At 72.3% G+C, this 14,451-nt stretch carries 12 protein-coding genes; 5 read left to right on the plus strand and 7 right to left on the minus strand.

Annotated elements, in window-relative coordinates; genetic code table 11:
- The first annotated feature begins 11 nt into the window (after positions 1-11).
- From J1M46_RS08535 to J1M46_RS08545, 3 genes are read left to right on the plus strand one after another with little or no spacing between them, the layout of a single operon-like run.
- Positions 12-371 carry a response regulator gene (locus J1M46_RS08535; protein ID WP_206447423.1) on the plus strand — a complete coding sequence of 120 codons (360 nt, stop codon included), beginning with the start codon at positions 12-14 and terminating at the stop codon, positions 369-371.
- Positions 368-1,330 carry a HEAT repeat domain-containing protein gene (locus J1M46_RS08540; protein ID WP_206447424.1) on the plus strand — a complete coding sequence of 321 codons (963 nt, stop codon included), beginning with the start codon at positions 368-370 and terminating at the stop codon, positions 1,328-1,330. Before J1M46_RS08535 ends, J1M46_RS08540 begins: the two co-directional genes overlap by 4 nt.
- On the plus strand, positions 1,327-2,799 hold the full coding sequence (locus J1M46_RS08545; protein ID WP_206447425.1) for a glycosyltransferase family 2 protein: 1,473 nt from the start codon (positions 1,327-1,329) through the stop codon (positions 2,797-2,799). The genes J1M46_RS08540 and J1M46_RS08545 overlap by 4 nt, the downstream gene beginning before the upstream one ends.
- Here J1M46_RS08545 and J1M46_RS08550 read toward each other — a convergent pair.
- The 4 genes from J1M46_RS08550 to J1M46_RS08565 all read right to left on the minus strand — a co-directional run bounded on the left by J1M46_RS08550 (position 2,764) and on the right by J1M46_RS08565 (position 8,717).
- Complete coding sequence (locus J1M46_RS08550) at positions 2,764-4,335, minus strand: ATP-binding protein (protein ID WP_206447426.1); 1,572 nt, start codon at positions 4,333-4,335, stop codon at positions 2,764-2,766. The two genes, J1M46_RS08545 and J1M46_RS08550, sit on opposite strands and share 36 nt — an antisense overlap.
- An 80-nt stretch (positions 4,336-4,415) precedes the next feature.
- Positions 4,416-6,263 carry a helicase HerA-like domain-containing protein gene (locus tag J1M46_RS08555; RefSeq protein WP_206447427.1) on the minus strand — a complete coding sequence of 616 codons (1,848 nt, stop codon included), beginning with the start codon at positions 6,261-6,263 and terminating at the stop codon, positions 4,416-4,418.
- Between the two features lie 19 nt (positions 6,264-6,282).
- Complete coding sequence (locus tag J1M46_RS08560; RefSeq protein ID WP_206447428.1) at positions 6,283-7,503, minus strand: Bcr/CflA family efflux MFS transporter; 1,221 nt, start codon at positions 7,501-7,503, stop codon at positions 6,283-6,285.
- Positions 7,500-8,717: an amidohydrolase gene (locus tag J1M46_RS08565; RefSeq protein WP_206447429.1), complete on the minus strand. Its 1,218-nt coding sequence runs from the start codon at positions 8,715-8,717 to the stop codon at positions 7,500-7,502. Before J1M46_RS08565 ends, J1M46_RS08560 begins: the two co-directional genes overlap by 4 nt.
- Positions 8,718-8,841: 124 nt before the next feature.
- Between J1M46_RS08565 and J1M46_RS08570 the strand changes: the two genes are divergently transcribed.
- Complete coding sequence (locus tag J1M46_RS08570) at positions 8,842-9,495, plus strand: hypothetical protein (protein ID WP_206447430.1); 654 nt, start codon at positions 8,842-8,844, stop codon at positions 9,493-9,495.
- A gap of 21 nt (positions 9,496-9,516) precedes the next feature.
- Here J1M46_RS08570 and J1M46_RS08575 read toward each other — a convergent pair whose 3' ends face one another.
- Entirely contained in the window at positions 9,517-9,963 is a 447-nt protein-coding gene (locus tag J1M46_RS08575; protein WP_206447431.1) for an SRPBCC family protein, read from the minus strand.
- 85 nt (positions 9,964-10,048) lie between these two features.
- Here J1M46_RS08575 and J1M46_RS08580 point away from each other — a divergent pair, with 85 nt between their 5' ends.
- Positions 10,049-11,464 carry an MFS transporter gene (locus J1M46_RS08580; RefSeq protein ID WP_206447432.1) on the plus strand — a complete coding sequence of 472 codons (1,416 nt, stop codon included), beginning with the start codon at positions 10,049-10,051 and terminating at the stop codon, positions 11,462-11,464.
- Between the two features lie 136 nt (positions 11,465-11,600).
- Here the strand turns inward: J1M46_RS08580 and J1M46_RS08585 are convergent, their stop codons facing one another.
- Together J1M46_RS08585 and J1M46_RS08590 are read right to left on the minus strand one after the other, a co-directional pair.
- Entirely contained in the window at positions 11,601-12,833 is a 1,233-nt protein-coding gene (locus J1M46_RS08585; protein ID WP_206447433.1) for a cystathionine gamma-synthase, read from the minus strand.
- Position 12,834: 1 nt separating this feature from the next.
- The gene (locus tag J1M46_RS08590) at positions 12,835-14,322 is read right to left on the minus strand and encodes a pyridoxal-phosphate dependent enzyme (protein WP_206448649.1); all 1,488 of its coding nucleotides are present in this window, start codon (positions 14,320-14,322) and stop codon (positions 12,835-12,837) included.
- Between the last annotated feature and the right edge of the window lie 129 nt (positions 14,323-14,451).

The raw sequence follows: 14,451 nt of genomic DNA on the forward strand, positions 1-14,451 counted from the left end.
GGGAGCCCGTCGTGAGCGCCCGCATCCTGGTCGTCGATGACGACCGTGACATCCGCGACCTGGTCGCGATCAAGCTCGAGTCGGCCGGGCACGAGGTGGTCATGCAGCCCGATGGCTCGCAGGGCCTCGAGGCCGCCCTCGCCGGCGGCTGGTCGGTGATCGTGCTCGACGTGATGATGCCCGGCATGTCGGGCATCGACGTGCTGCGAGCGGTGCGCGAGCGCGGCGACCGCACGCCCGTCATCCTGCTGACGGCGCGCGGCCAGGAGAAGGACATCGAGGCGGGCTTCGCCGCCGGCGCCGACGACTACGTGACCAAGCCGTTCAGCCCGCGCGCCCTGCTCGCGCGCGTGACCGCCGCGCTGGGATGAGCTGGCTGACCGACGGGGTGATGCAGGCGGTCCTGCTCATCACCGCCGGCATCACGCTCGGCATGCTCGCATCGCTGGTCGTGCAGCGCACCCTGCGCCGTCGGCGGGCGAGCGTGCGCGCGCGACTCGACGAGCGCATCCGCCCCCTCGTGCTGGCCGCGACCGTCGCCGAGGACGATGAGACGGATGCGCTGCTCGCGCGGGTGCGCGCGCTCGGTGCCGACGAGCGGGCACACGTGCGCCGCACCGTGTTCGCCATGCTGCGCGATGTCACCGGCGAGGCAGCCGACCGCCTGCGCGCGGTCGGCGACGCCGCCGGCATCGTGCCGCGCGTGCTCGCGCTCTCCGAGGATCGCAGCCCCGCGCTGCGGGCCGACGCCGCCGAGGCGCTGGGCCTGCTGCAGCCGCCCGGCGCGCTCGCGCTGCTGTGCCGGCTGGCCGAGGACCCGGTGCCGGCTGTGCGCACCGTCGCGATCCGCGCCCTGGGCGCATACACCGAGCCCGAGGCGGTCGAACGCGTCATCGCCGCCCTCGCGACCGACAGCGGCGTGCCCAACAACGCGGCCGCCTCGGCGCTGCTGCAGCAGGGCCTCGCCGCCGGCGACCGCGTGCGCCTGGCGCTCGAGCATCCCGACGCGGGGGTGCGGCGCGGTGCCGCGCGCGTCGCCGGCCTGCTGCAGGCGCCGGGCGTCGGCGAGCGGCTGGTCGGGCTGCTCGACGACGACGACGAGTCGGTGCGGCTGGCCGCCATCCGCTCGCTCGAGCGGCTGCCGGTCGCCGCGGCGGTGCCGGTGCTGCTGGAGGCCGCGCTCGCCGACGGCCGCGACGGCGAGGCTGCGGCGGCGACGCTCGCCGCGATGCCGCCGGCGTGGACGACCGGCGCGCTCGCGCGCATCGAGGCGCAGGGCGTGCCGGCCGTGCGCCGCGCCGCCGGCATCGCTCGGGAGGCCCTGGCATGAGCTGGCTGCACGACGCGGTCTCGACGATCATCCTCGCCCTGTCCTGGCCCAGCGCGATCTACTTCCTGCTCTCGAACACCGCGATGCTCGTGCTGGTGCTGCTGGCGTCGCGGCACTTCGTGCGCCACCTGCGCGAGAGCGACCACACCGGTCGCGAGGCGATGGCCGCGTCGCCGCTCAGCCCGGGCGTGAGCGTGCTGGTGCCCGCCTACAACGAGGCCGCCGTGATCCGCACGAGCGTGCGCTCGGTGCTCGACCTGCGCTATCCCGACCATGAGGTCATCGTCGTCAACGACGGCAGCACCGACGCGACCATGCAGGTGCTGCGCGAGGCGTTCGACCTGGTGCCGGACGACCGCGACATCCCGGGCCGCCTGCCGGTGCGCGGCGAGATCGTCGCGGTGTGGCGCTCGCGGGGCGGCGTCGTGCCGCTGACCGTCATCGACAAGCAGAACTCCGGCCGCTCCGACTCGGTCAACGCGGCCCTCGACCTCGCGAGCAAGGACCTCGTGGTGATGGTCGACGCCGACTCGATCCTCGAGCCGGATGCGCTGCTGTCGGTCTCGAAGCCCTTCGCCGACGACCCCGACCGCGTCGTCGCGACCGGCGGCGCCATCCGCATCGTGAACAACAGCCGCGTGCTGGGCGGCCGCATCGTCGAGATCCGCATGCCGAAGCAGCTCATCGCCCGCATCCAGGTGGTCGAGTACCTGCGGGCCTTCATGCTCGGCCGCACGGCGTGGTCGGATCTGCAGGCGCTCGTGCTGATCTCCGGCGCGTTCGGCATGTTCCGCCGCGACGTGCTGCTCGAGGTCGGCGGGCTCGACCCCGACTCGATCGGCGAGGATTTCGAGCTCGTGATGCGCATCCAGCGCTGGATCCGCGACGGCAGGCGCGACAAGCGGGTCGTCTACGTGCCGGAGCCGGTCAGCTGGACGGAGGCGCCATCGACGCTGCAGGTGCTCGCCCGGCAGCGGCGCCGCTGGCATCGCGGCCTGTGGGAGGTGCTCTGGAAGTACCGCGGCATGCTGCTGCGCCCGCGCTACGGCCGCATCGGCGCGGTCGCGCTGCCGTACTACTGGCTGTTCGAGCTGTTCGCGCCGCTGCTCGAGATCCTGGGGCTGGTGCTGATCGTGCTCGGCTTCGCCACCGGCGCCCTCAACACCGGCATGGCCGTGTTCCTGATCGTCGTCTCCTACGGCTACGGCACGCTCGTGACGCTCACTGCGGTCATCGTCGAGGAGGCGAGCTTCCACCGCTACGAGCGCTGGCGCGACCTGGGCGCGACGCTCTGGGCGGTGCTGGCCGAGAGCCTCGGCTACCGCCAGCTCACCGCCGTCTGGCGCCTGCAGGGCTGGTGGGCGGGCCTGACGGGCCGCACGCAGGTCTGGGGAGAGATGACGCGCGCCGGCTTCGCCGGGACGACGGATGCGTCAGGCCGCGCCGGGGACGCGGAAGGACGCGGTTGAACCCGTGCCCGGCTCGCTCGTGAAATCGAGCGTGCCGCCGTGGGCGTGCACGATCATGCGGCAGATCCACAGGCCCAGGCCCGCGCCCTGCACGCCGGATGCCCGCGCCTCGGCGGCGCGGTAGAAGCGCTCGAAGACGCGTGCCGCCTCGTCCGGCGGCACGCCGGGGCCGTCGTCGACGACGCGCACCACCGCATCCGTCCCCTCCAATTCGACGTGCACGTCGACGCGGCCGTGCTCGCGCGTGTACTTGATGCCGTTCGAGACCAGGTTCTCGATCACCTGCGTGATGCGTCGAGCATCGGCCTCGAGCTGCACGGGCGGGCCGTCGACCAGGCGCAGCGCGACGCCCCGGCGGCGCGCGCGGTGGTCGAGCGTCGCGACGGCCTCCTCGGCGAGCGACCGGAGCTCGGTCGGCCGGGCCTGCAGGTGCACCTCGCCCCGGCTCATCTCGCCGACGATCAGCAGATCCTCGACCAGCGCCCGCAGCCGGTCGGCGTTGCGCTGCACGATCGACAGCCACGAGCGCAGCGAGTCGGGCAGCTCCTCGTCGAGGGCCAGCTCGAGGAACCCGGCGATCGAGGTCAGCGGCGTGCGCAGCTCGTGGGAGACGAGGGCGACGAAGTCGTCGCGATCCTCCAGCATGCGCATGTAGACGGTCACGTCGTCGACCGAGGCGATCGAGCCGCGGAACTCCTCGTCGATGAAGAGCGGCCGCGACGACATCGTGATCGCGAACATCTCCTGGCCGGGGCGCGCCACCCAGCAGACGACGTTGTCGAAGGCCTCGCCTCGAGCAGCCCGCAGGAACGGCGCGTCAGCGGGCGGCAGCTCGCGGCGCGTGTCGAGCTCGAGGAAGCGCGCGCCGTCCAGCATGGCGTCGATGCCGTCGCCCGCGAGCGCCTCATGCCCCCTGAGCGTGGAGTTCACGCGCAGCACGCTGCCATCCGCGTCCAGCAGCAGCAGACCGACGCGAGCCGTCTCGAAGATCGCGTCGAGCAGCCCTGCGTCGGCCTCGCGCTGCTTCGCGATCGCCTGCATCGCGCGCTCCCGCTGCAGGATGGAGAGCTGCTGCCGCTCGATCGTGCGGGCGTAGCTGTAGGCGAACCACGCGGTGGCCACGAGCGCCAGCGGCACGATCACGACGCCCACCACGTTGGCGGTCAGCGTGACACCGGTGGACTGCGGGATGCGCAGCGCCATCAGCACGAGCAGCGCCGCGCCGGCGATCGCGACGATGCCGATGCCTCGGCTGCGCACCGTGACGCCGAGCCAGAACGCCGGCATCACGGCCAGCAGCGCCACGATGCGCGGCGCCTGCGGATCGGCGATGAGCGCCGTCAGCGCCAGCAGGTCGAGCGCGGGCACGATGATGCGCATCTGCACACCGGCAGAGGGCGAGGCCACCGCGAGCGCGGTCGCCGCTGCCATGCCGATCGCCACGATCCACGGCCACGGCTGATCCCAGACGTTCGCACTGACGACCGAGAGCGCCACCAGCACCAGCGCCACCATCAGCGTCAGGGCCAGCTGCACCTCCCGGAGCCGCAATGCCCCGATGACGCGGGGCCGGATGTCGCGGGGCCGGATGTCGCGGGAGCGCGGAGCAGGCTGGCTCACCGTCGCCGGTTGCCGAAGATGCCGCGCACGACGTCCCGGATCATGGCCTGGCCCGAGCGAGACCCGAGGAAGTCGGTGATCACGTTGCCGCCGCCGGCGCTCGAGCCACCGGAGCTAGAGCGGCCGGAGCCGCGGCTCGATCGGTTGCGCTTCGCCTCCGCCTCCAGCCGCTTCGCCTCCTCCTCGGCGGCTTCGCGCGCCTGCTCGTCCTGCTCCGCCTTCTGCGCCGCCTGCAGCTTGGCCTGCAGGCGCTCGTAGGCGGACTCACGGTCGACGGCCTCGCCGTACTTCGCCAGCAGCGCCGAGGCTTGCACCGTGCGATCGATCTCGGCGGCCGGAGTGGGGTCCATCGAGCCCTGCGGTGCGCGCAGGCGCGTCCAGGCGACCGGCGTCGGCGCGCCCTTCTCGTTCATGACGGTGACGATCGCCTCGCCGATCCCGAGGCTCGTCAGCACCTCTTCGAGGTCGTAGTCGCTCTTGGGGTAGGTGCGCACCGTCGCCCGCAGCGCGCTCTCGGCGTCGGGCGTGTGCGCGCGCAGCTGATGCTGCACGCGGGAGCCGAGCTGCGCGAGCACGTCGTCGGGCACGTCCTTCGGCGTCTGCGTGACGAAGAAGATGCCCACGCCCTTGGAGCGAATCAGTCGCACGGTCTGCACGATGGCCGCCAGGAAGTCCTTCGAGGCGTCCTTGAACAGCAGGTGCGCCTCGTCGAAGAAGAACACCAGCTTGGGCTTGTCGACGTCGCCGACCTCCGGCAGATCCTCGAACAGGTCGGCGAGCAGCCACATGAGGAAGGTGGAGAACAGCGCGGGCTGGTCGGCGACGCCCGGCACCTCGAGCAGGCTGATGACGCCGCGGCCGTCGGGGGTGGTGCGGAGGAACTCGCGGGTGTCGATGTCGGGCTCGCCGAAGAAGACATCCGCCCCCTGGCCGCTGAAGGCGGTGATCTCGCGCAGGATCACGCCCGCGGTCTGCGTCGAGATGCCACCGAGCCTGCGCAGGTCGTCCTTGCCCTCGTCGCTGGTGAGCCACAGCAGCAGCTCCCGCAGGTCCTTGAGGTCGATCAGCGGCAGCTGCTGCTCGTCGGCGTAGGCGAACACGATGCCGAGGCTCGACTCCTGGGTGTCGTTGAGCCCCAGCACCTTCGACAGCAGCGTCGGGCCGAAGTCGAGCACGGTGGCGCGAATGGGCACGCCGTGGCCGATGCCGCCCAGCGCGAAGTACTCGACCGGGGACGCCGCAGGCTCCCAGGCCTGCCCGATGCCGGCAGTGCGCGCGAGCAGCTTGTCGCTCGACTCCCCAGCCGTCGCGATGCCGGAGAGGTCGCCCTTGATGTCGGCGGCGAACACGGGCACGCCGGCGGCGGAGAGCTGCTCGGCGAGCACCTGCAGCGTCTTGGTCTTGCCGGTGCCGGTGGCGCCGGCGACGAGGCCGTGGCGATTGACCATGGACAGCGGGATGCGCACCGGCGTCTCGGCGTCGGCTTCGCCGTTGACGAGCGCGCCCATCTCGAGCGCGGCGCCGTCGAAGGCGTAGCCGGCGCGGATCTCACCGACGGCGTCGGCGCTGAGCGGCCCGACGAGCGCATGCTCCTCGACCGTCTCGCCCGGTTCGACCGGCTGCTCGGGGTCGGCGGGCTGCGGCGCGGAGACCGGGGCCTCCTCGAAGCTCTCGGCCACCGGCGGCGCCTCGCCCGGCGAGTCGATGTCGGCGGGTGCGGGCGGCGAGTCCTTCTTCACACGCGCCTCGCTCGCCTGCAGCTCCGCGAGCCTCGCCGCCGCTTCGAGCTGCGCCTTGCGGGCCGCTTCCAGTGCAGCCTGGGCCTTCGAGAGCTCGTCAGTCATGGCGCCATCTTCGCACGCCTCACTCGATCGCCGGCACCGTGCGCGGTCGCACGACGAACCACAGGGACGCGGTCGCCAGCAGTCCGCACAGGAACATGATCGTGCCCATCGGGATCGCGTTCTCGATGCGGAACAGGCCGACGATCGGGCTGACCAGGCCGGCGATCGACATGTTGCAGGCGCCCAGCAGCGACGCCGCGGTGCCGGCCTCGCTGGAGTGGCCGACGAGCGCCAGCGTCTGCACGCAGGGCATCGACAGCCCGAAGGCGAAGGCGAACACCGCCAGCGGCGGCACCAGCCCTGCGACGCCGAGCCCCGCGAGATCCAGCGCGACGATGCCGGCCGCCGAGACCACCAGCAGCGCGGTGGAGACCGCCAGCACCCACTGCGGCCCGAAGCGGTTGGCGGCACGGCCTGCCGTCTGCGTGCCGATCAGCACGCCGACCGAGCAGAGCGCGAACACCAGGCCGAACTGCCCCGGCGTGAAGCCGTAGACCTCCTGCAGCAGCAGCGAGGCGGTGGAGATGTAGGCGAACATGCCGCCGAAGATGCTCGCCCCGATGATCACGACGCCGACGAAGACGCGATCGGTGAGCACCGCGCGGTAGCGCTGCCCGAGCGTCGAGTGGCCGCGCTCGTGCCGCAGGTGCGGCGGGAGCGTCTCGCGCAGGAAGAGCAGCTGCAGCACGATCACGAGCACGGCGTACGCGGCGAGCACCCAGAACAGCCCGCGCCAGTGCAGGAAGCCGACCAGCCAGGAGCCGATCACCGGGGCGGCGATCGGGGCGATGCCGATCACGAGCGCGAGCCGCGACAGCGCCGTGGTGAGCTGCTTGCCGCCGAAGAGGTCGCGCACCATCGCCATCGCGACCACCGTGCCGGCGGCCGCGCCGAACCCCTGGACGACGCGCATGAGCATGAGCGTCACGATGTCGGGCGCCATGGCGACGGCGACGCTCGCGAGCACGTGCACGGCCGTGGCGACGAGCAGCGGCCTGCGCCGGCCGACACGGTCGGAAAGCGGCCCCATCACCAACTGCCCGAATGCGAACCCGAGCGTGGTGGCCGACAGTGTCAGCTGCACCACCGCATCCGTCGTGCCGAAGTCGTCCTTCACCGCCGGGAAGGCCGGCAGGTAGAGGTCGATCGTGAAGGGGCCGAGGCCGGCGAGCAGCCCGAGCACGATCAGCGTCGTGACGCGGTGCCGCCTGCTGAACTCGGCGCCGGGGGCGCTGCTCACTCCTGCGCGAGCACGAGCGGCACGTCGCTGCGCGGGGCGACGCGCTCCTCGCCGGTCGTCGCGTCGTGCTCGAAGACGACGGCACCGTCGATGAGCACGGTGCGCGGGCGGGCCATCGGGTCCATCCAGTCGCCGCTCCAGACGACCAGGTCGGCGCGCTTGCCGGGCTCGAGCGTGCCCACCTGGTCGGCGATGCCGAGCACCTTCGCGGGGTTGATGGTGATGGCCCTGAGGGCCGTCTCGCGGTCGAGGCCCTCGCGGACGGCGAAGGCGGCCTGATGGACCAGGAAGGAGATGGGGATGACCGGGTGGTCGGTGATGATCGAGATCTCGACGCCCGCGGCCGCGAGTCTGCCGGGGTTGGCGATCGAGCGGCCGCGCAGCTCCATCTTCGACTTCGTCGTGAACAGCGGGCCGATGAGCACCGGCACACCCCGCTCTGCGAGCAGGTCGGCGACCAGGTGCGCCTCGGTGCCGTGGTCGATGACGAGGTCGTAGCCGAACTCGGCCTGGAGGCGCAGGGCCGTGACGATGTCGTCGGCGCGGTGCGCGTGCTGGCGCCAGGGGATCTCGCGGGCGAGCACCTTGCCGAGCGCCTCCATCGTCAGGTCGACGTCGTGGCGCTTGTCGTTGTCGGGGTCGGCGTGGCGCCGCTGGTAGTTCTGCGCCGCGACGAAGGCATCCCGGATGATCTTCGCGGTGCCGAGGCGCGTGGATGGGGTCTGCTTCTTCTCGCCGTAGACGCGCTTGGGGTTCTCGCCCAGCGCGCTCTTGATGCCGGCGGGCTCGCGCAGCACCATGTGGTCGACGATGCGGCCGTGCGTGTGGAGCGTGGTGGCTTGGCCGCCGATCGGGTTGCCGGAGCCGGGGTTGACGTTGACGGTCGTGACGCCGCCCGCGAGCGCCAGATCCCAGCCCTCGTCGAAGGGGTCGATGGCGTCGATCGTGCGCACGCCCGCCGTGTTCGGGTTCGTCATCTCGTTGGTATCGCTGGCGCCGTTGCCGTCACCCTCGGGGTGCACGCCCAGGTGCACGTGCGCGTCGACCAGCCCCGGCGTCACCTGCGCACCGGCCACATCGAGCACCGTCGCGCCCTCGGGCACCGTCACGTCGGCGCCGAGCTCGGCGATCCGCCCGTCTCGCACCAGGATCGTGCCCTCGAACTCCTCGCCCTCCACGGGCACGACGTGGGCGTTGACGATGGCGAGCAGCATGGGAATCCTCTTCGTGTCAGACAGCGTCGCGCCAGCCTACGCCTGCTTAGCCCAGCGAACGAGTCTCGCGCCGCTTTCGGCCGGGCTGTGGCAAGATCGGAGCACCTGATGGAGAGGCCCGGCCATGACGGCATCCAGCACGCCGATCGCTCACGACACGACCGCTGCTCGCGGCCACGCGGTGCACCGGCGGCTGCAGCTGTGGGGCGGCGGCGCGGCGATCGTCGGCACGCTGCTCGGCCTGGCGCCCCAACTGCTGCTCATGCTCCCGATGGCGAGCCCGCTCCCGCTCGGGCAGGTGGGCACGATCGCCGGCGGACTGCTGATGGTGGTCGCCGCGGTGCTGCTGGCGAAGGCCTTCGTCGGCGACCGGGCGCCGTTCAGCCTGGCCAAGCTCGGCGGCATCCTGCTGATCCTCTTCCACTGCTGGTGGCTCGCGGTCGTGCTGGTGCCCGCCGACCTGTGGCTGCTCGGGGCCAGCGGCGGGGAGGTCTGGAACGCCACGCGCCTCATCATCGGCGTGGCCGCCGGTGTCGCGATCGCCACCAGCTGGCCCGCGAGCGGCTTCAACAGCTGGTCGATGCTGATCGTCGCGGCCTGCTTCGGGCTCGCCACCTACGGAGCCTACGCACTGATCATCGGCCTCGGCCAGGCCGGTGCCGACGGCGCCCTTCTGCTGAGCACCCTGCAGCCGCTCTCGCTGCTCGCCTTCGGCGCTGGCCACGCCGTCAGCGGGTGGCGCGGCACCCGCGCGACCGGCGCCGACGCATCCGTCTGACGTCGTCTCGCGCGGCGGCGCTCAGTCGTCGAAGTGCTCCTCGAGCCGAGTCAGGGTGTCCTGCCAGCCGTCCCGCAGGTCGTCGAGCTCGTCGAGCGGCCCGGTCTGCGTCACGCGCACGAGCGTGCCGTCGCCCGTCTCGCGCAGATCGATGATCACCAGCTGCTCCTCGCCCTGCAGCTCCTCGCCGCCGCCGAGCCAGTCCCAGGTCTGCACGATGCGCGAGCGCTCGTCGAGCTGCAGGTAGCGGCCCTGCACGCCGAAGCCGCCGGTCGCGGTGCGGAAGCGGTACATGCCGCCCTCCTGCACGTCGAGCTCGTACTGCGCATCGTCGAACTGCGGCCACCACCACTGGGCGAGGCCGGCCGGCGTCGTGAACAGCTGCCACACCGCATCCGTCGACGCCACGACGAACGCGGTGATCTCGGTGCGCTCGGCTTCGGCTGGGATCTCGATGGGCTCGCTCATGCCGCCACGCTATCCGGGCGGGGTGCCCGCCGCACTATCGTGGTGCCGTCCGGCGAATCCCGCGCCCTCGACGAGAGACCACAGCATGAGCGCCCTGCCCAGCACCGACGGCCTGACCCGCTCCGAGCGGCTCGACCGGCTGCCCTTCACCCGCAAGCACGGCCGCCTGCTCGGCACCTCGGGCATCGGCTGGGCGCTCGACGCGATGGATGTCGGTCTGATCTCGTTCGTGATCGCCGCGCTCGCGCAGCAGTGGCAGCTCACGAGCATCGAGGCCAGCTGGATCGCCTCGATCGGCTTCGTCGGCATGGCCATCGGTGCGACCGTCGGCGGCCTGCTCGCCGACCGCATCGGCCGCCGCAGCGTCTTCGCGCTCACCCTGCTCGTCTACGGCATCGCGACCGGCGCCTCCGCCCTGGTCGGCTCGCTCGCGGCGCTGCTGGTGCTGCGCTTCGTGGTCGGCTTGGGCCTCGGCGCCGAGCTGCCGGTCGCGTCGACCCTGATCAGCGAGTTCGCACCCAAGAAGATCCGCGGCCGCGTGGTGGTCTGGCTCGAGGCCTTCTGGGCGCTCGGCTGGATTCTCGCGGCGGTCATCGGCACCTTCGTCGTCAGCGCCTCGGACGACGGCTGGCGCTGGGGCCTGGCGATCGGCATGGCGCCGGCGCTGTTCTCGATCGTGGTGCGCTGGGGCATGCCCGAGTCGGTGCGCTACCTGCTGGCGAAGGGCCGCGTCGACGAGGCCGAGCGCACCGTGCGCGAGTTCGAGGCGGCGGCGGGCATCCCCGAGCCGGCCGGGCCGTCTCGGGAGACCCAGATGACGGATGCGTCGCCGTCGGCGCGCACGGAGCCCGCGGCGTCCGCGGCGTCACCAGCCGCATCCGCCCGTGCAGCCACCGAGCTGGCCGCATCCGAGCCGAAGCTCTCGATCTGGTCGCCGACGCTGCGCCGCCGCACGATCGCACTGTGGACGGTCTGGTTCTGCATCAACTTCTCGTACTACGGGGCGTTCATCTGGATCCCGTCGCTGCTGGTGGAGCAGGGCTTCTCGCTGGTGCGCTCGTTCGAGTTCACGCTCATCATCACCGTCGCGCAGCTGCCCGGCTACGCGGCGGCGGCGTTCCTGATCGAGAAGTGGGGCCGGCGGCCCACGCTCACCGTCTTCCTGATCGGCTCGGCGTGCGCGGCCGCCTGGTACGGCACGGCCTCGACCGAGGCCATGATCATCGCGGCGGGCTGCACGCTCTCGTTCTTCAACCTCGGCGCCTGGGGCGCGCTCTACGCCATCGGGCCGGAGCTCTACCCGACCAACGTGCGCGGCACCGGCACGGGCGCGGCGGCCGGCTTCGGCCGCATCGCGTCGATCATCGCCCCGCTCGCGGTGCCGTTCCTGATCGCCGGCAGCGGCTCGATCGCGCTCTTCGGAGTGTTCGCGCTCGCCTTCGCGATCGCGGCGATCGCCGCCTGGACGCTCCCCGAGCAGCGCGGCAAGCCGCTCAGCTGAGCGAACGGCCCGCTCAGCTGAGCGAGCGGCGTCGCTGCCGCTGAGATGTGCACGCGACGATCAGTTCAACCCCGCTGTTTCGCCGCGTTCGCGGATGCCGACCGCCAGCGGCGTGCACATCTCGGCGGCACTCGGCCTACGCGAGCGAGTCGAGCGCCTGCGTCAGGTCGGCGATCAGATCGTCGGCCTCCTCCAGCCCCACCGAGAGCCGCAGCAGGTCCTCGGGTACGGCGAGCTCGGTCCCCTTCACCGACGCGTGCGTCATCTCGCTCGGGTAGCAGATGAGCGACTCGATGCCGCCGAGCGACTCCGCCAGCTGGAACAGCCGCGTGCGCCCCACCAGCTCGTGCACCGCGGGCACACCGCCGGCGAGCTGGATCGAGACCATGCCGCCGAAGAGGGGACCCGCAGTGCCACGCATCTGCCGCCCGGCCAGCTCGTGCTGCGGGTGATCCGGCAGGCCCGGGTAGTGCACGGCGGTGATCGCCGGGTGCCCGACGAGCGCCTCGGCGACCGCCTGCGCGTTCTGGCAATGCCGCTCGACCCGCACGGCGAGGGTCTTCAGCGACCGGCTGGTCAGCCAGGCGTCGAACGGGCTGTTCACGGCGCCCACCGCGAACTGCTGGAACCCAACGCTCTCGGCGAGGGACGCATCCGCCGTCACCACCGCGCCGCCGACGAGGTCGGAGTGCCCGCCGATGTACTTCGTGGTGGAGTGCACGACCGCGTCGGCGCCGAGCGCGAGCGGCTGCTGCAGGTAGGGCGTCGCGAAGGTGTTGTCGGCGACCACGATCGCGCCCGCCGCGTGCCCGATCTCGACGAGCCCGGCGATGTCGGCGACCTTCATGAGCGGGTTCGAGGGCGTCTCGACCCACAGGATCTTCGTGTTCGGGCGCACGGATGCGCGCACGGCGTCGAGGTCGCTGGCGTCGGCGGTCGAGATCTCGACGCCCCACTTCTGGTGCAGCTGCGAGACGAGCCGGTGCGTGCCGCCGTAGACGTCGTTGCCCATCAGCACGTGGTCGCCGGGCTTGAGCACGGCGCGCAGCAGGGCGTCCTCGGCGGCGAGGCCCGAGCCGAAGGTGAACGCGTGCGTGCCGCCCTCGAGGCTCGCGAGCTGCTGCTGCAGCGCGTCGCGGCTGGGGTTGCCGCCGCGCGAGTACTCGTAGCCGTCGCGGAAGCCGCCGATGCCGTCCTGCACGAAGGTGCTGGTCATGAAGATCGGCGGGATGACGGCGCCGGTGCGCGGGTCGAACGGCTGGCCGTCGTGGATCGCCCGCGTGGCGAAGCCCCGCTGTTCGGGCACTGCGTGCTCTGCGGGCACCGTGGTTTCGGCAGGCACGGCGGATGCGTTGGGCTCGGTCGTCATGTCAGGCCTCCTTCGAGAGGTGGGTGAGCAGGTCGGTGCGGGTGATGACCCCGACGGGCTTGGCGTCCTCGAGCACGAGCAGGGCGTCGTGGTCCTTGAGCGCGGCGCGCAGGGCCTCGATCGACTCGGCGATGCCGATCTGCGGCAGCCGCTCCCCCACGTGCTCGGCGATCGGGTCGGCGAGCTGGGCGCGCTCGGCGAAGACGGCGTCGAGCAGCGAGCGCTCGTCGACGGCGCCGGCGACTTCGCCGATCACCACCGGCGGCTCGGCGGTGAGCACCGGCAGCTGGCTGACGCCGTACTCGCGCATGATCTCGATCGCGTCGTGCACGGTGTCGCCGGGGTGCGCATGGACGAGCGCGGGGACCGCGCCGTCGCCGCCGCCCTTGCCCGTGAGCACGTCGCGCACCGTCGTCTCGGCATCGGGCGCGGCGAACCCGTAGGAGCGCATCCAGGTGTCGGAGTAGACCTTCTGCAGGTAGCCGCGGCCGGAGTCGGGCAGCAGCACGACGACGACCGCGTCGGCGGGCAGATCCTCGGCGACGCGCAGTGCCGCGACGACGGCCATGCCGCTCGAGCCGCCGACCAGCAGCCCCTCCTCGCGCGCGAGTCGGCGGGTCATGGCGAACGACTCGGCGTCGTTCACGGCGATCACCTCGTCGACGACGCTCGGGTCGTAGTTGCCGGGCCAGATGTCCTCCCCCACGCCTTCGACGAGGTACGGGCGGCCGGTGCCGCCGGAGTAGATGGAGCCCTCGGGGTCGGCGGCGATGATGCGCACGCGGCCGCCGGGCTCGCCGACGCCGGGTGCGACGGCGCCGGGTGCGACGGCGCCGGGTGCGACGGCGCTGGGCTCACCGGTCCCGGCTGCATCACTGGCGCCGGTCGCGCGCTCCTCGGAGATGCGGCGCAGGAAGCGACCGGTGCCGGTGATGGTGCCGCCGGTGCCGGCGCCGGCTACGAAGTGCGTGACGCGGCCGGCGGTGTCGCGCCAGATCTCGGGGCCGGTGCTGGCCTCGTGCGCGGCGGGCGCGGCCGGGTTGAAGAACTGGTTGGGCTGGTAGGCGCCGTCGATCTCGTCGGTGAGTCGGTTCGCGACGCCGTAGTAGCTCTCGGGGCTGTCGGCAGCGACCGCCGTCGGCGTCACGACCACCTCGGCGCCGTACGCCCGCAGGGTGGCCAGCTTGTCGTCGGCGACCTTGTCGGGGCAGACGAACACGCAGCGGTAGCCCTTCTGCTGCGCGACGAGCGCCAGGCCGACGCCGGTGTTGCCGCTGGTCGGCTCGACGATCGTGCCGCCGGGCTGCAGCAGGCCGCTGGCCTCCGCCTCCTCGATCATCCGCAGCGCGATGCGATCCTTCACAGAGCCGCCGGGGTTCAGGAACTCGACCTTCGCGAGCACCGTCGCCGCGACGCCCTCGGTGACCTTGGTGAGCTGCACGAGCGGGGTGTCGCCGATCGTGTCGAGGATTGATGCCGCGTATCGCATGCCGTCTGCTGCCACCGCTCGAGCGTACCGCCGCGGCGAGCTGGCGCAGAGTGGCCCGGGTGCGGGGGGAACCGAGCCGGATGCGACCGCTCGGCCAGGGGCGCCGCGGCGACGCGGCGCGGACGGCCC

This window comes from Agrococcus sp. KRD186 (assembly GCF_017168255.1).
Lineage (GTDB): Bacteria > Actinomycetota > Actinomycetes > Actinomycetales > Microbacteriaceae > Agrococcus.